This is a genomic window from Streptomyces sp. NPDC052396 (assembly GCF_044593195.1).
In the GTDB taxonomy this organism is placed as follows: Bacteria; Actinomycetota; Actinomycetes; order Streptomycetales; family Streptomycetaceae; genus Streptomyces.
Window position 1 is genome coordinate 494,247 of record NZ_JBIUAW010000004.1, and the last position, 24,617, is coordinate 518,863.

Genomic DNA, 24,617 nt, shown 5'->3' on the forward strand with positions numbered 1-24,617 from the left:
GCGCGGCCGTCAGTCCTCGACCAGCAGCCCCCGGCGCAGCCGGACCAGGGTTCTGGAGAGCAGACGGGAGACATGCATCTGGGAGATGCCCAGCTCCTCGCCGATCTCCGACTGGGTCATATTGGCCACGAAGCGGAGGGAGAGGATCTTCCGGTCGCGGGGCCCGAGTTCGGCGATCAGCGGCTTGAGGGACTCGATGTACTCGATGCCCTCCAGGTCGTGGTCCTCATAGCCCAGCCGGCTGGCCAGGGCGCCCTCCGGCTCGTCGGCCTCGGGCTGGGCGTCCAGTGAGCTCGCGGTGTACGCGTTGCTGGCGCTCATGCCCTCGACCACCTGGTCCTCGGAGATTCCCAGGTGCCCGGCGAGTTCGGTGACGGTCGGCGAGCGGTCCAGGCGCTGGGCCAGTTCGTCACCGGCCTTGGCCAGGTCGAGGCGGAGTTCCTGGAGCCGCCGGGGGACGCGCACCGACCAACTGGTGTCCCGGAAGAAGCGCTTGATCTCGCCGATGATGGTCGGCATCGCAAAGGTGGGGAACTCGACACCACGGCTGAGCTCGAAGCGGTCGATCGCCTTGATCAGGCCGATGGTGCCGACCTGGATAATGTCCTCCATCGGTTCGCTGCGGGTGCGGAACCGGGAGGCGGCGAACTTCACCAGCGCCAGGTTGAGTTCGACCAGGGTGTTGCGCACATAGGCGTATTCATGGGTGCCTTCCTCGAGCGACTCGAGGCGTGCGAACAGGGTCTTGGAAAGGGCCCGTGCGTCGACCGGTCCCACCTCGTCATAAGGGGGGAGGTCCGGGAGTTGGGACGGGACCGCGGTTGTGGTTGCGGTTGCCGACGAGGCGGTCTCCCGAGGGAGGGTGGAACGCGATTCGTCGAGCCGGGGTGACATGGTCTCCTCCATCTTTCTCGGCGTATGGCCGCCGGAGCCGTGAGCTCGTGCTGCGGTTTGCGGCGCCTCCAAGCCGTCCGTGGTGAATTGATGTCCGTATCTAGCCGTATCGGTCTTTACACCTGCTTGGCAAGTCCACATTGTCCGTATTTGAGCGCAAGTGACCGATGTTCGGTTTTCGTTGGACGTATCGAACGCGTAGGGTTTTCGCGGTGTCACGCGGGCACATCACAACCACGTAACGACACGGCACATCACGAAGGGACGCGCGCAATGGGATGCGGGTATGCCAGGGAAGGGGTGCCGGCATGAGCGTGGCCCGGCTACGGGTGGACGTCCGGCGGCATGGGGTGAGCGCGATCGTGACCCCCGCCGGTGAACTCGATCACCACACGGCGGAGTTGCTGAGGGAGCCCTTGGAGGCGTGTGCCGGGGAGCCCGGCGCCCGGGTCGTGGTGGACTGCTCCCGGCTGGAGTTCTGTGACTCCACCGGTCTGAATGTGCTGCTCGCCGCACGGCTGAAGGCCGAGGCCGGGGGCGGGGCGGTGCACTTGGCGGCGATGGGCGCGGTGGTGGCCCGGGTCTTCGAGATCACCGGTGTCGGGGCGGTGTTCACCGTGCATGACACCTTGGACGCGGCGCTCACCGAATGACGTCCCCCCTGTTATGTCCGGCACGTTGCCCGGACCGCTGACTCCCTCGCTCTGCGTTACTCTGCGTTGCGCGCATCACACGCACCGAGCGAAGGTGTTCATGGCGGACCGCCGGGCAGGAGCCAGCTGAGTGCACTGTGTGCACTGCCGACCATTGCAAGCATTCCAATCGGTGATTCGGTGATGAGGTGAAGCGCTGATGAGCACCACCCGGCCGTACCCGTCGGCGCCGGGGGATCCCGGTCCGGAGCCGGGCGGCGCGGGCGAGCCCGGCCCGTCGGGGCCCGACGGACCGGTCCGTCGCCTTCGCCTCGCCGGAGTGAGCGGCGCCGTGCCGCTCTCCCGCGACTTCACCCGCCAGGCGCTGCACGACTGGGGCTGGCTGCCCGCGGCCACCGCCGACCGCCGGGCGGCCGCCGAGGACGTCCTGCTGGTCGTCTCCGAGCTGGTGACCAACGCCTGCCTGCACGCCGACGGGCCGGAGGAGCTGATGGTCAGCCGGGGCGGCAAGGCGCTGCGGCTGGAGGTCTCCGACCTCGGTGCCGGGGAACCCGCGCCGCGCAGCCCGCACCGGGCCGGCCGGCCGGGCGGGCACGGCATGTTTATCGTCCAACGCCTCTGTCTGGACTGGGGAGTCGTACGGCATCAAGGACGCGTCGGCAAGACCGTCTGGGCCGAGCTGGCCGCGCCCTCCTAGCCCGGGTACGACCTGTTCCGGGTCTTCCCTCCTCAAGGTCCCCGGCGTACCGTCGGCGGCCGAATCTGATGTGCCGTCAGTAACTTTCGGCTGACGGCACCGGATGAGAGGGGAGCCCCAGGTGTCCCACGCTCAACGTCATCTCACGGGCCGCACCGGAGCGGCGGCACTCGCGGCGGCGCTGGCCTCGGGCACGCTGCTGCTGGTCGCGCCGGAGGCCAACGCCCTGACGGTGGACGTCGATTACCACTGCAAGACCCCGATCGGCGACAAGAGCGCGGTCTCGCCGATCGATATCAAGGCGGCGGACCGGGGTGGCTCGTACCAGCTCACCATGTCCTTCGAGAAGGGCGTCTCCAGCAGCCCGATCGAGCTTCCCAAGGGTGTGATGCAGCCAAGTGCGGTGATCCAGCTCGGCGGTGTGGACGCCGGCACCGTGGCGGTGACCGGACCGGGGAACGACCAGCCGATACCGCCCAACACCCCCATCAAGATCGGTAACTTGACGGGCACCTATACCCCGAAGAAGAGCGGGAAGGTCACCTTCACCGCGTCCACCCTCACCATCAAGGCGATGGGCACCACCACGACCTGCGAGCCCACCAACCACCCCGGGCCCTCGCTGACCCTGGAGGTCAAGGGGCAGGGCGGGCCCGGCGGTCAGACCACGGGGGGCGATACAACGGGCGGGACGCAGGGGACGACGACGGGCGGGACGACGGGCGGGACGACGGGCGGCACATCGGGTGGCACGTCGGGCGGGACCTCCGGGACGACTGCCGGTGGCACCACGGGGGGCACCACCACGGGTACGGGCGGCACGACGGGTACCGCCGGCGGGTCCACCAGCGGGTCCACGAGCGGCGGGCAGAACCTGCCGCAGACCGGACCGGACGACTCGGTGCTCGCCCTGGGCACGCTGGGCGGGACCGTACTGCTGTCCGGCGTCGCGGGCGTCCTCTGGCTGACCCGGCGCAAGCGCACCGCCCCGTGACCATGGCTGCCGTGGTGCTGGCGGGCCTGTTGCTGGCCGGTGCGCCACCGCCGTGGACGGCCGGGCCCGTGGCCGGTGACACGGCTCCGGGGACGGGCGGGCGGACCGCCTTCGTCCTGGAGGGCGGCCCCGGCTCGGTGCTCCAGGACCGGCTGACCGTGGTCAACCCCGGGTACCGGGCCCGCACGGTCACCTTGCGCGGCACCGGTTCCTGGGTGGCGCTGGCCGCCGGGCGGGTGTCGGTGCCGCCCCGTACCAGGGCGGAGGTGCCCCTGACCGTCACCGTTCCGGTGGGGGCCGCCCCGGGCGACCACCGGGCCGCGGTGCTGGTCGCCGGGGACGGGCGGGCGGTCCGGGTGCCGGTGGTGGTCCGGGTCGGGGGCGGCGGGCTGGCCGCACTGGGGGTGGAGCGGGTCACGGTCCGCGGGACCGGCGGTGGCCATGCGGTGATCCGGTACCGCCTGGTCAACCGGGGCACCACGGTGCTGGCCCCCCGGCTGTCCATCGAGGCCGAGGGGCTGTTCGGGGCGGCGCTGCGACGGCGCACCGCCCATGGGGCGCCCGCCCGGCTGGCGCCCGGGCGCGGGGTGTGGCTGGCGGAGCGGTGGCCCGACGCGCCACGGCTGGAGGACCGGGTACGAGTCCGGGTACGGGCCACCGCACCGGGCGCCGATCCGGTGTCCGCGTCCGGCACATACACCCCGCTGCCCTGGCTGCGACCGGTGGCCGGCGGAGCGGCCGTGGCGATGGCCGGGCTGGGCGCCTGGTGGGCACGACGGCGGCGGACCCGGCGGGGGAGGGCGAGCTGATGCGCCGGGGGCGGGCGGCAGTGCTGCTGCTGTTGCTTTGGGCGTTGGCGTTGGCGTTGGCGTTGGTGTGGGCGCTGGTGCCGGGTGGGGGACTGGGCGGGGTGATGGCGGGTGCGGGGTGGTCCGCGGTGGGGGGCGCCGGGCGCCCCACGGCGGCGGCCGGGCGCCCCGCGGTCGCGGCGGCTGCCGAGGGGCCCACGGTGTCCGTGGACCGGAGTGAGGCGGGGCGGGGCGAGAGTGTGATCGTCTCGGGTACGGGGTGGCGGCCCGGGGCGCTGCTGACGCTGGTGATCTGCGGCCAGAACATGATCGGCGGCAGCAATGCCTGTGCCGGCGCCGATGGGCGCACGGTCACCGCCGCCGAGGACGGGGCGTTCAGCCGGAGCCTGGCGGTGGTGGCGCCGCCCAAGCCCTGCCCCTGTGTGGTGCATGTGGCCACCGTGCTGGGAGCGCCGGTGGCGGTGGACACGGTGCTGCGGATCAACGGGCACCCGGAGGCGCCGCTGCCACAGGGGCGGCTGAGGGTGCTGGAGGCCCGGCTGGAGGGCGGCAGTGGGCTGCTGACCTGGTTCGGCGCCCCGGCCGGGCGACGGCTGGTGCTCACCGTGGGGAACGCGGGGGAGGCGGCGGTCCGGGACCCGGTGTTCGAGCTCGGGACCTCGCACGGGGTGCTGGCCCCGGAGTGGGAGCGGCGGCGGTGGCGGGGCACGGTGGCGCCGGGCGGCAAGGCACGGGTGTCGCTGCCGGTGGAGCTGTCGGCGGGTGCGTACGGGGCGTATCTGGTGTCGCTGCGGTACGAGGGGCGGGTGGTGGTGGAGCAGCCCTGGGAGGTGGCCCGGCCCTGGGGTGTGGTGGTGTTCTGGGTGCTGGCGGGGGTGGTGGGGGCGGTGCTGCTCTATCGGGCGGGGATGTGGGTGGTGGGCCGGGTGGCCCGTCCGCCCGTACCCGCGCGGGCGGCAGGTGAGGGGCTGCCGTGGTTCCGGCCGGGGACGGTCCGGGTGGGGAGCGGGCGGGTGCCGGGTGCGGCGCCTCCGCGGCGGCCGCCGGCCGCGCACCCGCCGCCGTCCCCACCCGGACCGGACCGAGCTCCGGAACGGGCTCCGGAACGGGCTCCGGAATGAACCAGGCCCCCGGCGCGGTGCGCCGGGGGCCTGGTCACAACGGGGGTCCGGGTCAGCGGACGTCGCCCATCAGGGCCATGATCTTCTTGCGGTTGATCCAGATCGCGACACCCGCCAGGGCGGCGGCCGCCGCCTCGCCGAGGATCACGCCGATGCCGTCGAGGTTGACGTTGGCCGTGGACAGGAGGCTGGTCACACAGTCACCGGCGGTGACGGCGAGGAACCAGACGCCCATCATCTGGCTGGCGTACTTCTGCGGCGCCATCTTGGTGGTCAGCGAGAGGCCGACCGGGGAGAGGCAGAGCTCACCCATGGTCTGCACCATGTAGATCGCGATCAGCCAGGCGGGGCTCACCGTGTGGCCGCCCGTGGCCATCGACATCGGAATGGCGAAGATGACGAACGAGGCGCCCGCGAAGAGCATCGCCATGGAGAACTTCACCGTGGTGCTCGGCTCGCGGTTGCGCTTGGCCAGGGCCAGCCACAGCGAGGCGAGGACCGGGGCCAGGGCCATGACCCAGAGCGGGTTGACCGACTGGAACCAGGTGGACGGGAAGTTGATGCCGAAGACGTTGTCGGCGGTCTTCTTCTCGGCGAAGGTCGACATCGTCGAGCCCGCCTGGTCGAAGATCATCCAGAACACGGCGGCCGCCACAAAGAACCAGATGTAGCCGCTGACCTTGGTCTGCTCGCTGTCCGACAGCTCCTTGTCGCGCTTGATGCGCACCAGGACGGTGATCGGGATGATCAGGCCCAGCAGGGCGAGCGGCACGGTGGCCCAGTTCATCGTGTAGTTGCCGGTGCCGACGACGACGCCGTAGAAGGCGGCGGCGATGGCGAGCCAGATCAGGCCCTTCTTCAGCCAGGAGTTGCGCTCCTCGACCGTCAGCGGAGTCGGGACCTCGCTGCTGCGGGGGTTCAGGTGGCGGGTGCCCCACAGGAAGAAGGCCAGGCCGATCGCCATGCCGACGGCGGCGATGGTGAAGCCCAGGTGCCAGTTGACCTTCTGGCCGACGGTGCCAATGATCAGCGGAGCGGCGAAGGCACCGATGTTGATGCCCATGTAGAAGATCGTGAAGCCACCGTCACGACGCGGGTCCTTGGGACCGTTGTAGAGGTGGCCGACCATCGTGGAGATGTTGGCCTTGAGCAGACCCGAACCGATGGCGACCAGCGCCAGGCCGGCGAAGAAGGTCGGCTTGCCCGGGACGGCCAGCAGCAGGTGGCCGCACATGATCGTGCTGGCCGCGATGGTGACCGTCTTGCGCGGGCCCCAGATGCGGTCGCCGATCCAGCCGCCGGGCATGGCCAGCAGGTACACCATGGCCACATAGACGGAGTAGATGGCCACGGAGCTTGCCTGGGGCATGGCCAGACCGCCGCCCTGGCTGCCGGGCTTGGCGTCGGGGCCGCCGGCGATCAAGTAGACGACGAGCAGGGCGCGCATGCCGTAATAGCTGAAGCGCTCCCACATCTCGGTCATAAAGAGAGGGGCCAGGCCGATGGGGTGGCCAAGGAAGGTCTTCTCGCCCGAGGCGGGAGAGGTCTTCTCCGCCTCCGCGGTTCCCTTCGTCAGGCTGGTCGCCATGGTCGTTCCTTGAGTGCTGAGGACACGCGTTGAGCTATTGCGGTCCGTGTGGGGGTGACCGGCACCGGACTGCCGCACCGCCCGCCCCCATGCCCTCTGGGGTTCGGTTCCCTCGGGAACCGGCAGGACGGCCGCATCCGGGATCCACGCCCCCGCGCATCCTCGCGCGGCGAACCCGGTCGACAGGTCAATCACTGATAACAAGACTGGGGGATCCAGCCCTGTACACGACAGAGACCTTCGGCGTTACTGCCGTGCCGAAGGTCCCCCATTGGTGCTACAGACTGCCGTAACCATACGTCACACCCCGCCCGCATATGGAAGGAGTTGAGACATGGATCACAGGTCGGGCTGGAACCATTTATGACCGTTCTGTCGTGGCCAAACCTTTGGCGATCTGTTGACGCAGGTCCCCCTGAGTGCACTCTGACGTGCGTCCGAGCGGACTACCATCACACCCATGACCCGAGTACTGCTCGCCGAGGATGACGCTTCCATCTCGGAACCGCTCGCACGCGCGCTGCGCCGCGAGGGATATGAGGTGGAGGTCCGCGAAGACGGCCCCACAGCGCTCGCCACCGGCCTCAAGGGAGATGTGGACCTGCTCGTCCTCGACCTCGGGCTGCCTGGCATGGACGGCCTGGAGGTCTGTCGCCGGCTGCGGACCGAGGGGCATGGCTTTCCGGTGCTGGTGCTCACCGCCCGCGCCGACGAGGTGGACACCGTGGTGGGGCTGGACGCCGGCGCCGATGACTATGTGACCAAGCCCTTCCGGCTGGCCGAACTGCTCGCCCGGGTGCGGGCGCTGCTCCGGCGCGGCGCCGCCGAGCCCTCGCAGCAGGCGTCGGCCACCCATGGGGTGCGCATCGATGTGGAGTCGCACCGTGCCTGGATGGGCGACGAGGAACTCCAGCTGACCGCCAAGGAGTTCGACCTGCTGCGGGTGCTGGTCCGGGACGCCGGCCGGGTGGTCACCCGTGACCAGCTGATGCGCGAGGTCTGGGACACCACCTGGTGGTCCTCCACCAAGACCCTGGACATGCATATCTCCTGGCTGCGCAAGAAGCTGGGCGATGACGCCGCCAACCCCCGCTATATCGCCACCGTTCGAGGTGTGGGCTTCCGCTTCGAGAAGAACTAGAAGAACCAACGGAAAGACCGGCAAGGAGAAGAACGGGCACCGTGCGCCGCCGACTGATCAACTCCACGCTCGCCGTGGTGCTCGTGGTGATCGCCGTCTTCGGTATCTCCCTGGTCATCGTGGAAACCCGGACCATCGAGAGCAGCGCCCGGGAAAGCGTGCAGTCCGAGGCGGTGCGGCTGGTGAGCATCGTCGACAGCCGGATGGCGGGCGCCGAGCGGGTGGAGTCCGGGGTGCTCTCCGAGCAGATCGCCCGGGACCGTTACGCCCGGGTCGAGATCCCCGGCCACCCCGCCATCGTGCTGGGCAGCAAGCCGGACGGTGCCCTGATCACCTCCACCCAGACCGGTGACCACGGTGAGACGGTGACCGTCCAGGCGTCCCGGTCCACGGTCAGCAAGGAGATCGGCCGCACCCTGCTGGTGATCCTCACGGTGGCCCTGCTGGCCGTGATCGCCGCGGTGTTCCTGGCGGTGCGCCAGGCCAACAAGCTCACCGCCCCGCTCACCGACCTGGCCGAGACCGCCGAACGCCTGGGCTCCGGCGACCCCCGCCCCCGGCACCGCCGCTATGGCGTACCGGAGTTGGACCGGGTCGCCGATGTGCTGGAGGGCAGCGCCGAGCGGATCGCCCGGATGCTCACCGCCGAACGGCGGCTGGCCGCCGACGCCTCACACCAACTGCGCACCCCGCTGACCGCGTTGTCCATGCGGCTGGAGGAGATCACGCTCACCGATGACCCGGACACCGTCAAGGAGGAGGCGGCCATCGCCCTCTCCCAGGTGGAGCGGCTCACCGATGTGGTGCAGCGGCTGCTGACCAACTCCCGTGACCCCAAGACCGGTTCGGCGGTCACCTTCGACCTGGACGAGGTCATCAAGCAGCAGCTGGAGGAATGGCGGCCGGCCATCCGCGGCAGCGGCCGGGCCCTGGTGCGCTCCGGCAAACGGGGGCTGCGCGCGGTCGGCACCCCCGGCGCGGTCTCCCAGGTGATCGCCACGCTGATCGAGAACTCGCTGACCCATGGCGATGGAACGGTGGCGCTGCGCACCCGGGTCACCGGCAACCAGGCGGTGATCGAGGTCTCCGACGAGGGCCCGGGAGTGCCGTCGGACCTGGGCGCGCGGGTCTTCGAGCGGACCGTCAGCGGCCGCAACTCCACCGGCCTGGGGCTGGCGGTGGCCCGCGACCTGGCGGAGGCGGACGGCGGACGGCTGGAGCTGCTCCAGCAACGGCCGCCGATCTTCGCGCTGTTCCTCAGCCGGGAGGCGGACGGCCGGGAGGACGGTCAGAGCGAGCGGGACCGGGAACCCGGGGACGACGAGGCCTGAGACGCGGCCTCGGAGCGGGAGTCACGCTGCCGGGGCAGCTCGGCCAGGAAGGACTCCGCGGTCTGCACCGCCTGCGCCCGGAACACCCAGGTGCGGTACGACCAGAACCGGAAGACGGTGCCCAGGCCCAGGCCGACCACATTTTTGGCGATGTTGTCGGAGACCGGGTCCGTCAGGTGCAGGCCGTAGTGCGAGATCGCCAGAATGCCGTTCTCGATGACCAGGCCCACCCCGCTGAACAGCAGGAACAGCGAGAGCTCACGGCTGCGCCGGGTGCGGTCGGCGTCCCGGTAGGTCCAGTAGCGGTTGCCCACATAGTTGGCGGCGATGGCCACCGCGGTGGCGATGATGCCGGAGCGGACCACCGCCAGGTGCAGCAGGTGCCGGCAGGCGTTGAAGACGACCAGGTTGACCACAAACCCGATGGCGCCCACCGCGCCGAACTTGGCGATCTCGCGGGCCAGCCGCTCCAGTCGGGAGCGCACTGTGCGCCGTTGATTCGTCACGATCGTCAGGCTCCATTGCGAGGGCGGTCGGGAGATTCGGGGGAGTGGGGCAGGGCCCCATGCTAGCGAGCGGGTCCGGTCACGATCCGTGGGAGTGGGTGAACCCATGGCGAACTCCCGGCAGTTCGGACATCTTCCCCGCATCCCTCCTTGGAGGATCATCCAGGATGTGGACGTGGGGCGGTCGTGCGTACGGATACCCTGGGGGCGTGACTTTCCCGGTAGTCGGCATGGTCGGCGGCGGCCAGCTCGCCCGTATGACCCACGAGGCGGGCATCCCCCTCGGCATCAGGTTCAAGCTGCTCAGCGATACCCCGCAGGACGCGGCGGCCCAGGTCGTCAGCGAGGTCGCCATCGGCGACTATCGCGACCTGGACACCCTTCGTGCGTTCGCACAAGGATGCGATGTGATCACCTTCGATCATGAGCATGTTCCCACCGAGCACCTCCGGGCCCTGGAGGCGGACGGCATTCCGGTCCGCCCAGGGCCCGATGCTTTGGTGCACGCCCAGGACAAGGGCGTGATGCGGGCCAGGCTGACCGAGATCGGGGTGCCCTGCCCGCGCCACCGGCTGGTGGACGGGCCGGCCGATGTGGAGCGCTTCGCCGCCGAGACGGGCGGCTTCCCGGTGGTGCTGAAGACGGTGCGCGGCGGCTATGACGGCAAGGGCGTCTGGGTGGTGCGCGACGCCCGGGAGGCCGAGCAGCCCTTCAGGGCCGGGGTGCCGGTACTGGCCGAGGAGAAGGTGGACTTCGTCCGGGAGCTGGCCGCCAATGTGGTCCGTTCCCCGCATGGCCAGGCCGTCTCCTACCCGGTGGTGGAGTCCGTCCAGGTGGACGGCGTCTGCGACACGGTGATCGCCCCCGCGCCCGGCCTGGCGCCCGAACTGTCGGCCCACGCCCAGCAGCTGGCCCTGAAGATCGCCAAGGAGCTGGGGGTGGTCGGCCATCTCGCGGTGGAGCTCTTCGAGACGGCGGACGGCCGGGTGCTGGTCAACGAACTGGCCATGCGCCCGCACAACTCCGGCCACTGGACCCAGGACGGTGCCGTCACCTCGCAGTTCGCCAACCATGTCCGGGCCGTGCTGGACCTGCCGCTGGGGGACCCGCGGCCGCGTGCCAAGTGGACCGTGATGGCCAATGTGCTGGGCGGCGACTACCCGGACATGTACGCCGCGTATCTGCACTGCATGGCGCGCGACCCGGGTTTGAAGATCCATATGTATGGCAAGGACGTCAAGCCCGGCCGCAAGGTCGGGCACGTCAACACCTACGGCGACGACCTGGCCGAGGTGCGCGAGCGCGCCGCCCACGCCGCCGGATACCTGCGAGGAACGATCACGGAATGAGTAGCTCTCCCGTTGTCGGCATTGTGATGGGCTCCGACTCCGACTGGCCCGTCATGGAGGAAGCGGCCAAGGCCCTGGCCGAGTTCGACGTTCCGCACGAGGTCGATGTGGTCTCCGCGCACCGGATGCCACGGGAGATGGTCGCCTATGGCGAGCGGGCGGCCGGGCGCGGACTGAAGGCGATCATCGCCGGGGCCGGGGGCGCCGCCCACCTGCCCGGGATGCTGGCCTCGGTCACCACCCTGCCGGTGATCGGGGTGCCGGTGCCGCTGAAGTACCTGGACGGGATGGACTCCCTGCTGTCCATCGTGCAGATGCCGGCCGGAGTGCCGGTGGCCACCGTCTCCGTCGGCGGCGCCCGTAACGCCGGACTGCTGGCGGTACGGATGCTGGCGGCGCACGACGAGCGGCTGGCCGGGCGGATGCGGGAGTTCCAGGACGGGCTCAATGCCCAGGCCACCGAGAAGGGCGCCCGGCTGCGGGCCAGGACACAGGGCGCCGCCGGCTTCGGCTTCGCCGGGGACGGCACCCGATGAACGAGCTGGCCCGGGCCCGTGAACTGCTCGCCGCCCACCCGGTGGTGGACGGTCATAACGACCTGCCGTGGGCGCTGCGCGAGCATGTCCGCTATGACCTCGACCGCCGCGACATCGCCACCGATCAGCGCGCCAGCGGACTGCACACCGACCTGCCCCGGATGCGGGAGGGCGGCGTGGGCGCGCAGTTCTGGTCGGTATACGTCCGCACCGGGATGTCCGGCGACGACGCGGTCAGTGCCACCCTGGAACAGATCGACATCGTGCGGCAGTTGGTGGACCGCTACCCCGCCGAGCTGCGGCTGGCGCTGACCGCCGACGACATGGAGGCGGCGCGGGCCGAGGGGCGGATCGCCTCGCTGATGGGCGCCGAGGGCGGCCACAGCATCAACTGCTCGCTGGCCACGCTGCGTTCACTGCATCTGCTGGGGGTGCGCTATCTGACGCTCACCCACAACGACAACGTCCCCTGGGCGGATTCGGCGACCGACGAGCCGAGTGCGGGCGGGCTCACCCGCTTCGGCGAGGAGGTCGTGCGGGAGATGAACCGCATCGGCATGCTGGTCGACCTCTCCCATGTCTCGGCGGACACCATGCGGGACGCCCTGCGGGTGACCGAGGCGCCGGTGATCTTCTCGCACTCCTCGTCCCGGTCGGTATGCGACCATCCGCGCAACATCCCCGATGATGTGCTGAGTTCGCTGGCCGCCAACGGGGGCGTGGCGATGGCCACCTTTGTGCCCAAGTTCATCCTGCCGGAGGCCGTCGCCTGGACCCGGGCCGCGGACGAGAACATGCGCGCCCATGGCTTCCACCACCTGGACACCACGCCCGAGGCGATGGCGGTGCACCGTGCGTTCGAGGCGGAGCGTCCTCGGCCGGTGGCCACCGCCGCCACGGTGGCGGACCACCTGGACCATATGCGCGAGGTGGCCGGCGTCGACCACATCGGCATCGGCGGTGACTACGACGGCACGGCCTTCACCCCACAGGGGCTGGAGGACGTGGCCGGGTACCCCAACCTGATCGCGGAACTGCTGCGGCGGGGCTGGTCGGAGGGCGACCTTGCCAAGCTGACCTGGAAGAACGCCGTCCGGGTCCTCCGTGAAGCGGAGTCTGTGGCGCGGTCGTTGTCGGCTTCGCGCGGCCCGTCCAACGCCACGCTCTCCGAGCTGGACGGCTAGCCGGTTCGCGGGCAGTCATGCCGCAGGGCGCGAAGCGCCCCGCCAGGGGCGCGGGGAACTGCGCGATCAGCCCACGACGGCCCGCACCCGGCAACGAATCCGCAAACACCCGGCGACGCCCGCCCGGCAAGAGCCCCGCACCTGGCGATGAAATCGCTACGCGTGCGGGCGCCCCATCGCGCGGAAGGACCAGCCCGCCCCCCGCCAAGCGGCAGCGTCCAGCGCATTGCGGCCGTCCAGAATGCGCCGCTCGGCGACCACCGCACCCAGCGCCGCCGGGTCCAGCGCGCGGAACTCCGCCCACTCCGTGAGGTGCAGCACCACATGCGCACCCCGGCAGGCGTCCAGCGCGGTCGGCGCATAGGCCAGTGTGGGGAAGACCTCGCGCGCATTGCCCATGCCCTTGGGGTCGTACACCGTGACCTGCCCGCCCTGCAGATGGATCTGCCCGGCGACATTCAGCGCGGGCGAATCCCGTACATCGTCCGAGTCGGGCTTGAATGTGGCGCCCAGCACGGCCACCCGCCGGCCCAGGAAGCCGCCGCCCACGCTCTCGCGGGCCAGCTCGACCATATGGCCGCGGCGGCGCATATTGATGGAGTCGACCTCCCGCAGGAAGGTCAGCGCCTGGTCGGCGCCCAGCTCCCCGGCGCGGGCCATAAAGGCCCGGATGTCCTTGGGCAGGCAGCCGCCGCCGAAGCCGATGCCGGCCCGCAGGAACTTCTTGCCGATCCGCTCGTCGTGCCCTATCGCCTCGGCCAGCTTCACCACATCACCGTCGGCCGCCTCACAGACCTCGGCCATGGCGTTGATAAAGGAGATCTTGGTGGCCAGGAAGGAGTTGGCGGCCGTCTTGACCAGTTCCGCGGTCGGGTAGTCGGTGACCACAAACGGCGAGCCCTCGCCCACCGGCGTGGCGTACACCTCGCGCAGCACCTTCTCCGCGCGCTCCCCGGCCACGCCGACCACGATCCGGTCCGGGTGCAGGGTGTCCTCCACGGCGAAGCCCTCGCGCAGGAACTCCGGGTTCCAGGCCAGCTCCACCTGTTCGCCGGCCGGGGCGAGCCGGCGCAGCTGGTCCGCCAGCCGCGCGGCGCTGCCCACCGGCACGGTGGACTTGCCGACCACCAGCGCCGGGCGGCGCAGCAGCGGGGCCAGCGCGGCCACCGCGCCGTCCACATAGGACATGTCGCAGGCGTACTCGCCGTGCTTCTGCGGGGTGTTGACGCAGATGAAGTGGACGTCGCCGAACTCGGCCACCTCCTCGTAGGAGGTGGTGAAGCGCAGCCGCCCGGTGGAGCCCTCGAACCCGGCGACATGCTTGCGCAGCAGCTCCTCCAGTCCCGGCTCGTACATCGGGACCTCGGCCCGGCCCAGCTTCTCGATCTTCTCCGGGACCACGTCCAGGCCCAGCACCTCGAACCCGAGCTCGGCCATGGCCGCGGCGTGGGTGGCGCCGAGGTAACCGGTGCCGATCACGGTGATCTTGAGGGCCATCAAGTGCTCCAGGGACGTGCTTGGGGACTGGCTCCCGCGAGCATAGTCGGGGCCCGGCCGGGGGAGAGACGAGGAGTGTGCCGGGCTGTCGGCAAGCTCACGTATCCCCGTCCCGGGGGCCGCCTCTAGAATCCGGTTACTAAACGGTAGTTAACTCTCTGGGGAGCACGCCTTGGCGGGAAACAAGGACTTCGACCTGTACCGGCCGTCCGAGGAGCACGACGAGCTCCGCAAGGTCGTGCGCTCGCTCGCCGAGGCGAAGATCGCGCCGTTCGCCGCCGAGGTGGACGAGGAGGGCCGCTTTCCGCAGGAGGCCCGGGATGCGCTGACCGGCGCCGACCTGCACGCGGTGCATGTGCCGGAGGAGTTCGGCGGAGCGGGCGCGGACGCCCTGGCCACCGTGATCGTGATCGAGGAAGTGGCGCGGGTGTGCGCCTCCTCCTCGCTGATCCCGGCGGTCAACAAGCTGGGCTCGCTGCCGGTGGTGCTGTCCGGCTCCGAGGAACTGAAGAAGCGCTACCTCTCCCCGCTGGCCAAGGGCGAGGCGATGTTCTCCTACGCCCTCTCCGAGCCGGACGCCGGCTCGGACGCGGCGGGCATGAAGACCCGCGCGGTGCGCGACGGTGACTTCTGGGTGCTCAACGGCGTCAAGCGCTGGATCACCAACGCGGGCGTCAGCGAGTACTACACCGTGATGGCGGTCACCGACCCGGAGAAGCGCTCCAAGGGCATCAGCGCCTTTGTGGTGGAGAAGGCCGACGAGGGCGTCTCCTTCGGCGCCCCGGAGAAGAAGCTGGGTATCAAGGGCTCGCCGACCCGCGAGGTCTACCTGGACAACGTCCGCATCCCCGCCGACCGCATGATCGGCGCGGAGGGCACCGGCTTCGCCACCGCGATGAAGACCCTGGACCACACCCGGATCACCATCGCCGCCCAGGCGCTGGGCATCGCCCAGGGCGCCCTGGACTACGCCAAGGGCTATGTCCAGGAGCGCAAGCAGTTCGGCAAGCCGATCGGCGACTTCCAGGGCATCCAGTTCATGCTGGCCGACATGGCCATGAAGCTGGAGGCGGCCCGTCAGCTGACCTACGCCGCCGCGGCCAAGTCCGAGCGCCTCGACGGTGACCTGACCTTCCATGGCGCGGCGGCCAAGTGCTTCGCCTCCGACGTCGCCATGGAGATCACCACCGACGCGGTCCAGCTGCTCGGCGGCTATGGCTACACCCGTGACTACCCGCTGGAGCGGATGATGCGGGACGCCAAGATCACGCAGATCTATGAGGGCACCAACCAGGTCCAGCGCATTGTGATGGCGCGCAACCTGCCGTAGTCCGTCCCTGAAGCGGCTCCCGGCGTCCCGCCGGGGGCCGCTTCGGCGTACCCGGACGGCTCCGGTCCGATGGCGGGGCCCGGGGCGGGCCAGCAGGGTGGTCCCTGTCAGGGAGAGCTCGCCGTGTCCCGGAGGCCCGTGTCATGCCAGAGGTAACCAGCCCGTATGCGCCCGGCACCCCCTGCTGGGTGGACCTGATGGCCCCCGACCAGCGGGCGGCCCTGGAGTTCTACGGGGATCTCTTCGGCTGGCAGGGCGAGCCGGGGCCGCCGGAGGCCGGGGGGTATGCGGTGTGCACCCTGGGCGGCAAGGCGGTGGCGGGCATCGGGCCGTCCATGCCCCGGGAGGGGCAGCCCGCGCCGCCCACCGTGTGGACCACCTATCTGGCGGTGCCGGACGCGGACGCCGCCGCCCGGGCGATCATCGAGAACCAGGGGCAGGTGGTGATGCCCGCCATGCAGGTGCTCACCTTCGGGCGGATGGCGGTGGTCGCCGACCCCACCGAGGCGGTGTTCGGGCTGTGGGAGGCCCAGGACTTCGGCGGTGCCGAGGTGGTGAACGAGCCGGGGGCGGTGATCTGGAACGAGCTCAACACCGCCGATCCCGGGGCGGCCAAGCGGTTCTACCCGGCCGCCCTGGGCATCGCCGTCACCCCCATGGACAATGCGCCCGGCTACCACGCCCTCAAGGTGGGGGAGCAGGCGGTGGGCGGGATGCAGGGGCTGGAGCAGCTGCCCGAGGGCACCCCCTCGCACTGGCTGACCTACTTCGCGGTGGACGACGCCGACCGCACGGCCGAGGCTCTGGACAAGGCCGGCGGCACGGTGCTCAGGGCACCGTTCGACATGATCGCCGGGCGGATGGCGGTGCTGCGGGATCCACAGGGCGGAATCTTCGCGGTGATCCGGGTCAACCGCGCCCCGTGAGGGGCGCGGGCACGCCTATGGCTTGTCCACCTTCTCGTCGTTCTTCAGCTGCCCGAAGAGCCGCTTGGACTTCACCGGGTCCCACTTGACCGCCACCCCGTCGCTGCGGGTGGGCAGGTTGGCATTGGAGATGGGCACGGTCAGCTGCTGGCCGCCGCCCCCGGTGACGTCCTTCATGGCCCAGAACATCGAGGTCAGGTCCCACAGCTCCATGCCCTTGTCGACGATCAGCGTGTCCAGGCCGGAGCCGATCACCGGGTAGAGCCTGAAGGGGTTGAGGACGGTCGACGGCGAGGCCGCCTGCTTGGCCAGGGTGTTGAGGAACTTCTGCTGGTTGCGCATCCGGCCCAGGTCCTGGTCGGCCTCCTGGTGGCGCTGGCGGACGTAGGCCAGCGACTGCTTGCCGTCCAGGGTCTGGCAGCCCGCCTTGAAGTCGGCGCCGGAGTCCCGGTCCTTGATCGGCTTGTCGATGCAGATGTCGATCCCGCCGAGGGAGTCCACCAGGCTGCGGAAGCCGCCGAAGCCGATCTCCGCGTAGTGGTCGATATGCAGCCCGGTGTTGTACTCGATGGTCTGGATCAGCAGCTCGGCGTCGCCGTCCGCATAGGCCTCGTTGAGCTTGTGGGTGGAGGCCGGGTAGTGCTTGCCGGACTTCTTGCCGGTGAAGGCCGGGATGGTGACATAGGAGTCACGGGGCAGGCTCAGCATGGTGGTGCCGTTGTCCCCGGTGTGCAGGATCATCATCGAGTCGGTGCGCTTGCCGTCGGCGGAGCCGGTGTGCAGCTCCTGCTTCTCCTTGTCCGACAGGCCCTCGCGGCTGTCGGAGCCGACGATCAGGTAGTTGGTGCCCTTCCCGGACGGCGCCCGGTCCGGCACCGTGCCCAGGTCCACCTCACGGCGCAGCTTGGAGTCGGCCCAGAAGTAGGTGCCGGCCGATACGGCCAGCAGCAGCACCAGCAGAGCCAGCAGGCCGATGCCGATCCGGCGCCCCCAGCGGGGACGGCGGCGGGTGGGGCTGCCGGGGTTGCCGCTGCCGCGTCCGTATATCTGTCCCGTGTTGTAGCCGTCGTGGGCGGCGGGACGGAGCTGTGGGGGGCCTGCGTCCCGCCGGACGGCCCGGCGGTCTTCGCTCATACGATGAAGTGTGCATGAAGATCCCTTTTGCCCCGGCCGCTGTACCCGGACCGGAGCAGGGCTGTTGCAGAGCTGATGCATAGTGGGTGACATGACCAACAAGGACCGGAGCCCGGAGCCGGAGGCGTCCGGCATACCCGGCAAGCCGACTTCGGCCTCGCGCACCACGCTGTCCCACATCATGACCGCCAATGAGACCAATCTGCTGGGCACCGTGCACGGCGGCGTGATCATGAAGCTGGTGGACGATGTCGCCGGAGCGGTGGCCGGACGGCACTCCGGGGGACCGGCCGTCACCGCCTCCATGGACGAGATGGCCTTTCTGGAGCCGGTCCGCGTCGGTGACCTGGTCCATGTGAAGGCCCAGGTGAACTGGACCGGTCGGTCCTCGATGGAGATCGGGGTGCGGGTGCTGGCCGAGCGGTGGAACGAGTCCACCGCGGCCACCCAGGTCGGCAGCGCCTATCTGGTGTTCGCCGCGGTCGACGAGGACGGCAAGCCGCGCCCGGTGCCGCCGGTAATGCCGGAGACCGAGCGGGACCGGCGGCGCTACCAGGAGGCCCAGATCCGGCGCACCCACCGCCTGGCCCGCCGCCGGGCCATCCGCGAGCTGCGGGAGAACCGGGCCGCGGAGGGCTTCCAGGACTGACCGGCGCCGGTCAGGTCCCGTCGGCGCAGGCCACCTGGTCGCCGGTGACCACCTGGGTGCCGCTGGGGTGCTCGGGCGGCGGCCCGGCGACCCGTACCGGGTGCACCGCGACGAAGTCATCGCCCAGCACCACCTGGACCAGCGGGCCCTGGCCGGGCACCGCCCGCAGTTCCGCGCCGGGCAGGGCGGCCGCCACGGTGCGCACCGAGCGGTCCCAGCGCGGGTCGAAGCCGATCACCGTGTGCCGGACCGGGGGCGCGTCACCGGGGGTGCCGGTGGTGGCGAAGCCGGTGGCGCGCAGCGCCTCGTCGGTGACCCGGCCCAGACCGGTGCGCCGGGTGCCGTTGAGCACCTGGACATGGATCCGGCCGGGCGCCACCTCCACCAGCGTCGGCCGCACCGGTGGTTTGCCGTCCTGGGCCCGCCGGGCCGGCAGCGCGATCGGCCGGTCTTCGCGCAGCGCCTGGAAGATCCTGGCCGCCGCGGGCTCGTCCCACTTCACCGTGGAGCCGACCCCCTTCACCGGGAAGTCGATCGTGGAAACCGGTACCGAGGTGAACTCGGAGGACGCGGGGGAGAGGTCCTTGAGCTTGCGCCCCAGTTCCACCAGCTCATCGGTGCCAAAGCCGCGGTCGGCCCGTACCGAGCCCAGCAGGGTGGCCGCGACCTGCTGGAAGCGGACCGGGTTGAGCAGCGTCCCGCTGCTGGTCACCTGGTGCAGCAGGGAGGCGACAAAGCGCTGCTGCCGCCGCATCCGGCCCAGGTCGGAATTGCTGTCCACATGCCGGGCGCGGACGTACTGCAAGGCCTGTCCGCCGCCCAGGGTGCTGGTGCCCACCGGCAGGTCCAGCCCGCTGTAGCTGTCCTTCAGCGGCCGGGTGGTGCACACCTGGACCCCGCCCAGCAGGTCGACGGTCTTCATAAAGCTGCTGAAGTCGACCTCCAGATAGTGGTCGATATGCACCCCGGTCAGCCGCTCCACCGCCTTGACGGTCAGAGTCGGGCCGCCCTCGGCGTAGGCCGCGTTGAGCTTCTGCGGATGGGCCGGATGGAGGCGGCCCAGGCGGTCGGTGCGCTCGGGGAACACGGTGTAGGTGTCCCGCGGCAGGCTCACCACGCTGGCCCGGTCCCGGTCGGCGGAGAGGTGCACCAGCATCATGGTGTCGGTGCAGTGACAGGCGTCACCGCCCAGCTTGTAGCGGGTGCGCTGCTCCTCGGTGATGGACTCCCGGCTGTCGGTGCCGACCAGCAGCACATTGAGCCCGACGCTGCCGCGCGGCCGGTTGGACAGGCCGGCGAAGGGGTCCAGGCGTCCGATGCCCCGGTTGATGCCATGGACCACGGCGTGCCCGATGCCGCTGGTGCCCAGGATCGCCAGGGAGACCACGGCGGCGAGGCGCATTCCCCAGCGGGGGCGGCGCGGCACACCGTGCCGGGCGCGGCGGGTACGGTCCGGTGTGGCCATGACGAGCACCTCCGCTGAGGGCGGGCAGGAACCGCCGCCACGGTAGGTCCATACGATCAGCGGATAGCGGCCCCACGCCGCTGGTCAGCGGCCCGGCCACCCGGGCGGGGCCGGGCATGTCCCCCGTTGGCGGTAACGTGGGCCGATGATTCCGCTGTCCGCCGGGGGGTGACCCCGACCCCCGTACCCCCGAGGAACCATGCCAGAGCAGCAGCCCCCCGTTTCCGTGATCATGCCGGTGCTCAACGAGGAGCGCCATCTGCGCACCGCCGTTCGGCACATCCTGGAGCAGGACTACGCCGGTGAACTGGAGGTGGTGATCGCCCTCGGCCCGTCCGCCGACCGGACCGACGAGATCGCCGCCGAGCTGGTCCGCGAGGACCCGCGGGTGCACACGGTGCCCAACCCCACCGGCCGTACCCCCGCCGCGCTCAATGCGGCGATCAAGGCGTCCCGCCATCCCATCGTGGTCCGGGTGGACGGTCACGGCATGCTCTCGCCCGACTACATCGCCACAGCGGTACGTCTGCTGGACGAGACCGGGGCGCAGAACGTCGGCGGGATCATGCACGCCGAGGGGGAGAACGACTGGGAGCGGGCGGTGGCCGCCGCCATGACCTCCAAGATCGGAGTGGGCAACGCGGCCTTCCACACCGGTGGCGCGGCGGGCCCGGCGGAGACCGTGTACCTGGGGGTCTTCCGGCGCTCGGCGCTGGAGCAACAGGGCGGCTACAACGAGGAGTTCATCCGCGCCCAGGACTGGGAGCTGAACTTCCGCATCCGTGAGGCGGGCGGGCTGATCTGGTTCTCGCCGGAGCTCAGGGTCTCCTACCGGCCGCGGCCCAGCGTGCGGGCGCTGGCCAAGCAGTACAAGGACTACGGGCGTTGGCGGCATGTGGTCGCCCGCTTCCACAAGGGCTCCATCAATCTGCGCTATCTGGCGCCGCCGGCCGCGGTGCTGGCCATCGCCGCCGGGATCGTGGTGGGTGCCGTGCTCACCCCCTGGGGCCTGCTGGTCCCGGCCGGGTATCTGGCCGCGATCGCCGCGGGTTCGGTGCCGGCCGGCAAGGGCCTTTCGGCAGGTGCCCGGCTGCGGATTCCGGTGGCCCTGGCGACCATGCATATGTCCTGGGGCTTCGGCTTCCTGACCAGCCCGCGCTCGCTGGCCGAGCGGGTGATCGCCAGCCGGCGGCCGGCGGTCAAGGGCTAGCGTTTTGGGGTGCGGGCCGGCGGTGGTGGGGCGCGCCCACGCGGCGGAGCCGCAGGGCGCGGCCGCCCCGCGCTCCTGAGGGCGGCTCAGAAGCGGTTGAGTGAATTGACCTTCATACAGGCCGACTTGTCCTCGCCGTTGAGCGGATCGGCGCTCTGCGGGACCTTGTTGTCGGAGGGCTTGTCGTCCTTCTTGGACGAGTCATTCTTCGACGGGTCGTCCTGGGTGGCCTCGTCGTCCTCGCCCTGGGCCGGGTAGGCGGTGCCCTTGCGCCAGTCCCCGCCCACCACCAGGGTGATCCCGTCCGCGGCGGGGGACAGCCGTACCGCGCTGCCGGGCAGCCCGATGGCCTTGGCCACGGCCAGGGCGTCGGCGCGCTGTCCGGCGTGCGGGTAGGTGATGGTGGTGTCCGCCTGGGCCCTGGGGGTGGAGTCCGCGGTGGCCTTGGCGAAGCCCTGCTTGACCAGGAAGGCGGCGATGTCCGAGCCGCGCCCGGTGACCGGCGGCAGCACCACGGTGCCGGTGCCGTTGGCCACCGTGACCGGGATGCCGGCCTTGGCCTTGTCGGCGGTGGCGCGCGCCTTCTTGTCGTCCTTGTCGTCCCTGGGCTTGTCCTTGCCGTCCAGCGCGATGTCATTGCGGACCAGGGAGAACAGCTTGTCGGCGTCGCCCGCCTTGGGCACCACATGGGCGTCCGGGTCCTGGGGGTCGGCGGCCCAGGGCATGGTGGTCATGGTGATCCGGGCGGTCGGCACCCGGCGTACATCGTTGGCCAGGTCGTAGAGCTTCTTCACGGAGCCCAGGTCCTTGTCCACGGTGAGCGCCTTGGTGGCCGCCTCGGCCAGTCCGGTCAGCTGGCCCGGGTCGGTGAGCTTGGTGCCGCTCTTGAGCTGGCGCACCATCGCGTTCATATACATGTGCTGGGCGTGGGTACGGCCGATGTCGCTGCCGTCCTCGAAGCCATGCCGGGTGCGCAGCCACTGGAGAGCCTGCTCGCCCTTGATGGTGTGGCTGCCCTTGGTCAGCCGCAGGCCGGACTTGTCGTCGTAGACATTGCCGTCCACACAGACCGGCACCCCGCCCACCGCGTCCGCCATGCTCACCACACCCGAGAAGTCGATCATCATAAAGTGGTCGATGGGGATGCCGGTGAGCTCCTCCCAGGCGGCCACCGTGCAGCCCGGACCGCCGTTCTGCAGGCTGGTGTTGATGATCTGGCTGTGGGTCTCCGGGTAGACCTTGCCGTCGGAGGGGTCGGTGCACTTGGGGATGGTCACCCGGGTGTCCCGGGGCACGCTGATCACCGACATGTTGCCGCGGTCGGCGGAGACATGCACCAGCATCTCCACATCGGCCAGCCCCGGCCGGTCGGCGTCGTCGCGGGCGCCGCCGAGGTCCTGGTTCTCCTTGCCGGCCCGGCTGTCGGAGCCCAACAGCAGGATGTTCAGCGGGCGTTGGCCGGCCGAGTTGGGCACGCTGCGGTCCAGCGGCTTGTCGCTGAGGTTGAGGGCGCTCTTGCGGATGTTGTGGTTGAGGTGCTGGTAGTAGACATAGGCGGCGCCGGACGCGCCGAGCACCACCACCGCCAGCGAGATGGCGCTCCAGCGCAGTATTCGGGCCTTGCGGCCGCGGGGCTTCCCCTTCGCCTCCGCGGTGTCCTTCTCATCCCCCTGTGCGCTGCTGCGCCCCATCGGGCCTCCCCTAAGCGTCCGGCCCGATGGGCAGGCGTGTATGACCTGGTGTACCTGGTGTTACTGGGCTAGATGCGCAAATTTGTGCGCACGGTTCACTTGGTGGACTACTTCGCGCAGATGTTCTGGTCGTCCGCTTCGATCTTCTGGATGCCCTCGGGCGCCTTGGCCGGGGCCTTGGGCGCGTTGACCGGGGTGCCGGCGCCCTTGAAGTCCTCGCCCAGGGTGAGCGTCATCTCCCCGGTGGGGCCCGCGTTGGCGGTGCCCTGCTTGAGCGCGTCCGCGGACAGGCCCATGACATCGGCCAGCCGGCGGGCCTGGTCGGCCTGGTCGGGGGCGAACTCCAGGGTGGTCCTGGCCACCTTCTTGGCGGGGGCGTTGCCGCCGTTGCCGGACCGGATCATGCCCTTGGTGTTCTGCAGCCAGCTGACGGTCTCCTGGGCCGCGCCCAGCTTGCCGCTGCCGTTGAACACCTTGACCCGGACGGCCGCGGGGTCGGCCCGGGGGCCCTTGAGGAGCGCCTGCTGCTTGGCGTCCTTCTCCTCCTTGGCCGCCTTCTCCTTCTGCTTCACCTCGGTGAGCGAGACATCCTGGCGGACCATGTCCAGCAGCGGCTCGGCCTTGGCCTTGTCCATGATGACGGTCTTGTGCACCTTGCCGTCCGCCGGGTTGTCCAGCACCGGCAGGGTGGTGAAGGTGATGTTCTTCAGGCTCACCTTGCTCAACTCCCGGCCGAGGCTGGTGAGTTTGGATATGGAGCCGATGCCGGTGTCCACGGTCAGCGACTTGGTGGCGGCGTTGCCCAGGTCGTAGAGCTTCTTGGGGTTGGACAGGGTGTCCCCGGACTTCATCTTCCGGATCATCGAACTCAGGAACTGCTGCTGGAGCTTGATGCGGTCCAGATCGCTCTCGAAGCCCACGCTGTGCCGGGTACGGACGAAGGCCAGCGCGTCCTCGCCCTCGATCTCATGGCGGCCCTTGCTCAGCTTGAGGTGAGACTTGGGGTCGTTGATGTCCTTGCCCAGGCACACCTCCACCCCGCCCACCGCCGAGGACAGCTGCTTGACCGCGTTGAAGTCGGCCATCATGAAGTGACTGACCTTCAGCCCGGTGATCTGCTCCACGGTGCGCCAGGTGCAGCCCGGGTCCCGGTCCTCCTGGCCCAGGCTCTCGTTGAAGCGGACGTTGTGGGAGCCGGGTATCTGCTTGGTGGTGCCGCCCTGCTTGGTGGGGCACTGCGGAACGTCCACGATCATGTCGCGCGGGATGGAGACGACCGTGGCGTTGCTGCGGTCCTCGGCGACATGGAAGAGCAGGGTGGTGTCGGCGTGGCCCACGCTGCCGTCGTCGCCGTAGCCGGTGTTGCCCTTGCCGGAGCGCTTGTCGGTGCCAATGACCAGGATGTTGACCGGGCCGTCGGGCACCGCGTCGTTCTTCACCCCGACATCGACCTTCTCGATGTTGTTGTTGAGGTGCTCGTAGATCAGATACGCGGCTATGGAGCTGCCGACCAGCAGAAAGCCCAGGGTGCCGCCGGTCCAGGCCAGCACCTTCTTCTTCGCGGAGGGCTTGGGCCGGGGCTTGCGGCGCCCGGTGGTGGGGGCCCCGGCGGCGGCCTTGGCCTTGGCGCCCGCCCGGCCGCCGCGCCGGCCGGTGCCGCGCTGCTCGGGAACGGCGGGCTTGGCGGCGGCGGGTTCGGCGGCGGCCGGCAGGGGAACGGCCGGTTGGGGGGTGGCCGGCCGGGCGGGGTCCGGCGCCGGTTGCCCGGCGGGGTTCAGCCGCAGTTCGTAATTGCCGGTCTCGGGGTCGAACACCCACTGGTCGGCGGGGTCGATGCCGTCCGCCTGGCCACGGCCTTGCGCGTCCACGGTCGCCTGAATCCTCCGTCGGTGCCGGGTCGTCTGAGGGGTGC

The 24,617-nt window shown here is 70.4% G+C and carries 22 protein-coding genes; 14 read left to right on the plus strand and 8 right to left on the minus strand.

Annotation, left to right across the window (positions count from 1 at the left end; genetic code table 11):
- Positions 1 to 9 precede the first annotated feature (9 nt).
- Positions 10 to 906 (minus strand): RNA polymerase sigma factor SigF, encoded by an 897-nt coding sequence (locus ACIHFE_RS13610; RefSeq protein ID WP_400106016.1) that lies wholly within the window; start codon positions 904 to 906, stop codon positions 10 to 12.
- A 296-nt stretch (positions 907 to 1,202) separates the two neighbouring features.
- On the opposite strand from ACIHFE_RS13610, the gene ACIHFE_RS13615 reads away from it, so the two are divergent.
- The 5 genes from ACIHFE_RS13615 to ACIHFE_RS13635 all read left to right on the plus strand — a co-directional run bounded on the left by ACIHFE_RS13615 (position 1,203) and on the right by ACIHFE_RS13635 (position 5,168).
- Entirely contained in the window at positions 1,203 to 1,547 is a 345-nt protein-coding gene (locus tag ACIHFE_RS13615) for an STAS domain-containing protein (RefSeq protein WP_400106017.1), read from the plus strand.
- Between the two features lie 199 nt (positions 1,548 to 1,746).
- Positions 1,747 to 2,244 carry an ATP-binding protein gene (locus ACIHFE_RS13620; protein ID WP_400106018.1) on the plus strand — a complete coding sequence of 166 codons (498 nt, stop codon included), beginning with the start codon at positions 1,747 to 1,749 and terminating at the stop codon, positions 2,242 to 2,244.
- A gap of 121 nt (positions 2,245 to 2,365) precedes the next feature.
- Positions 2,366 to 3,238 carry a peptidase gene (locus ACIHFE_RS13625; protein ID WP_400106019.1) on the plus strand — a complete coding sequence of 291 codons (873 nt, stop codon included), beginning with the start codon at positions 2,366 to 2,368 and terminating at the stop codon, positions 3,236 to 3,238.
- Positions 3,235 to 4,047, plus strand: coding sequence for a hypothetical protein (locus ACIHFE_RS13630; RefSeq protein WP_400106020.1), 813 nt, complete (start codon positions 3,235 to 3,237; stop codon positions 4,045 to 4,047). The genes ACIHFE_RS13625 and ACIHFE_RS13630 overlap by 4 nt, the downstream gene beginning before the upstream one ends.
- On the plus strand, positions 4,005 to 5,168 hold the full coding sequence (locus tag ACIHFE_RS13635; RefSeq protein ID WP_400106021.1) for a hypothetical protein: 1,164 nt from the start codon (positions 4,005 to 4,007) through the stop codon (positions 5,166 to 5,168). Before ACIHFE_RS13630 ends, ACIHFE_RS13635 begins: the two co-directional genes overlap by 43 nt.
- 52 nt (positions 5,169 to 5,220) lie before the next feature.
- On the opposite strand, the gene ACIHFE_RS13640 is transcribed toward ACIHFE_RS13635, so the two are convergent.
- Complete coding sequence (locus ACIHFE_RS13640) at positions 5,221 to 6,756, minus strand: peptide MFS transporter (RefSeq protein WP_400106022.1); 1,536 nt, start codon at positions 6,754 to 6,756, stop codon at positions 5,221 to 5,223.
- A gap of 460 nt (positions 6,757 to 7,216) precedes the next feature.
- Here ACIHFE_RS13640 and ACIHFE_RS13645 point away from each other — a divergent pair, with 460 nt between their 5' ends.
- Both ACIHFE_RS13645 and ACIHFE_RS13650 read left to right on the plus strand, forming a co-directional pair.
- The gene (locus ACIHFE_RS13645) at positions 7,217 to 7,897 is read left to right on the plus strand and encodes a response regulator transcription factor (protein WP_400106023.1); all 681 of its coding nucleotides are present in this window, start codon (positions 7,217 to 7,219) and stop codon (positions 7,895 to 7,897) included.
- Between the two features lie 41 nt (positions 7,898 to 7,938).
- On the plus strand, positions 7,939 to 9,228 hold the full coding sequence (locus ACIHFE_RS13650) for an ATP-binding protein (protein WP_400106024.1): 1,290 nt from the start codon (positions 7,939 to 7,941) through the stop codon (positions 9,226 to 9,228).
- Here the strand turns inward: ACIHFE_RS13650 and ACIHFE_RS13655 are convergent.
- Entirely contained in the window at positions 9,186 to 9,734 is a 549-nt protein-coding gene (locus ACIHFE_RS13655; protein ID WP_400106025.1) for a GtrA family protein, read from the minus strand. The two genes, ACIHFE_RS13650 and ACIHFE_RS13655, sit on opposite strands and share 43 nt — an antisense overlap.
- A 167-nt stretch (positions 9,735 to 9,901) precedes the next feature.
- On the opposite strand from ACIHFE_RS13655, the gene ACIHFE_RS13660 reads away from it, so the two are divergent.
- Genes ACIHFE_RS13660 through ACIHFE_RS13670 form a run of 3 tightly spaced genes read left to right on the plus strand, consistent with a single transcriptional unit; the run spans position 9,902 to position 12,803 of the window.
- Positions 9,902 to 11,083: a 5-(carboxyamino)imidazole ribonucleotide synthase gene (locus ACIHFE_RS13660; protein ID WP_400106026.1), complete on the plus strand. Its 1,182-nt coding sequence runs from the start codon at positions 9,902 to 9,904 to the stop codon at positions 11,081 to 11,083.
- The gene (gene purE, locus ACIHFE_RS13665) at positions 11,080 to 11,619 is read left to right on the plus strand and encodes a 5-(carboxyamino)imidazole ribonucleotide mutase (protein WP_400106027.1); all 540 of its coding nucleotides are present in this window, start codon (positions 11,080 to 11,082) and stop codon (positions 11,617 to 11,619) included. Before ACIHFE_RS13660 ends, purE begins: the two co-directional genes overlap by 4 nt.
- Complete coding sequence (locus ACIHFE_RS13670; protein ID WP_400106028.1) at positions 11,616 to 12,803, plus strand: dipeptidase; 1,188 nt, start codon at positions 11,616 to 11,618, stop codon at positions 12,801 to 12,803. The genes purE and ACIHFE_RS13670 overlap by 4 nt, the downstream gene beginning before the upstream one ends.
- 156 nt (positions 12,804 to 12,959) lie before the next feature.
- Here the strand turns inward: ACIHFE_RS13670 and ACIHFE_RS13675 are convergent, their stop codons facing one another.
- Entirely contained in the window at positions 12,960 to 14,300 is a 1,341-nt protein-coding gene (locus ACIHFE_RS13675) for a UDP-glucose dehydrogenase family protein (protein WP_400106029.1), read from the minus strand.
- 172 nt (positions 14,301 to 14,472) lie between these two features.
- Here ACIHFE_RS13675 and ACIHFE_RS13680 point away from each other — a divergent pair, with 172 nt between their 5' ends.
- Positions 14,473 to 15,630 carry an acyl-CoA dehydrogenase family protein gene (locus ACIHFE_RS13680; RefSeq protein ID WP_400106030.1) on the plus strand — a complete coding sequence of 386 codons (1,158 nt, stop codon included), beginning with the start codon at positions 14,473 to 14,475 and terminating at the stop codon, positions 15,628 to 15,630.
- 143 nt (positions 15,631 to 15,773) lie between these two features.
- A complete protein-coding gene (locus ACIHFE_RS13685) occupies positions 15,774 to 16,556 on the plus strand; it encodes a VOC family protein (RefSeq protein WP_400106031.1) in 783 nt (260 codons plus the stop codon).
- Positions 16,557 to 16,571: 15 nt separating this feature from the next.
- Here the strand turns inward: ACIHFE_RS13685 and ACIHFE_RS13690 are convergent, their stop codons facing one another.
- A complete protein-coding gene (locus ACIHFE_RS13690; RefSeq protein ID WP_400106032.1) occupies positions 16,572 to 17,690 on the minus strand; it encodes an LCP family protein in 1,119 nt (372 codons plus the stop codon).
- Between the two features lie 91 nt (positions 17,691 to 17,781).
- Here ACIHFE_RS13690 and ACIHFE_RS13695 point away from each other — a divergent pair, with 91 nt between their 5' ends.
- Positions 17,782 to 18,339 carry an acyl-CoA thioesterase gene (locus ACIHFE_RS13695; protein ID WP_400106033.1) on the plus strand — a complete coding sequence of 186 codons (558 nt, stop codon included), beginning with the start codon at positions 17,782 to 17,784 and terminating at the stop codon, positions 18,337 to 18,339.
- 10 nt (positions 18,340 to 18,349) lie between these two features.
- Here ACIHFE_RS13695 and ACIHFE_RS13700 read toward each other — a convergent pair whose 3' ends face one another.
- Positions 18,350 to 19,741: an LCP family protein gene (locus ACIHFE_RS13700; RefSeq protein WP_400106079.1), complete on the minus strand. Its 1,392-nt coding sequence runs from the start codon at positions 19,739 to 19,741 to the stop codon at positions 18,350 to 18,352.
- Positions 19,742 to 20,003: 262 nt separating this feature from the next.
- Here ACIHFE_RS13700 and ACIHFE_RS13705 point away from each other — a divergent pair, with 262 nt between their 5' ends.
- On the plus strand, positions 20,004 to 21,014 hold the full coding sequence (locus tag ACIHFE_RS13705; RefSeq protein ID WP_400106034.1) for a glycosyltransferase family 2 protein: 1,011 nt from the start codon (positions 20,004 to 20,006) through the stop codon (positions 21,012 to 21,014).
- 86 nt (positions 21,015 to 21,100) lie between these two features.
- Here ACIHFE_RS13705 and ACIHFE_RS13710 read toward each other — a convergent pair whose 3' ends face one another.
- Complete coding sequence (locus ACIHFE_RS13710) at positions 21,101 to 22,705, minus strand: LCP family protein (RefSeq protein ID WP_400106035.1); 1,605 nt, start codon at positions 22,703 to 22,705, stop codon at positions 21,101 to 21,103.
- 107 nt (positions 22,706 to 22,812) lie between these two features.
- Positions 22,813 to 24,573: an LCP family protein gene (locus ACIHFE_RS13715; RefSeq protein WP_400106036.1), complete on the minus strand. Its 1,761-nt coding sequence runs from the start codon at positions 24,571 to 24,573 to the stop codon at positions 22,813 to 22,815.
- Positions 24,574 to 24,617 lie beyond the last annotated feature (44 nt).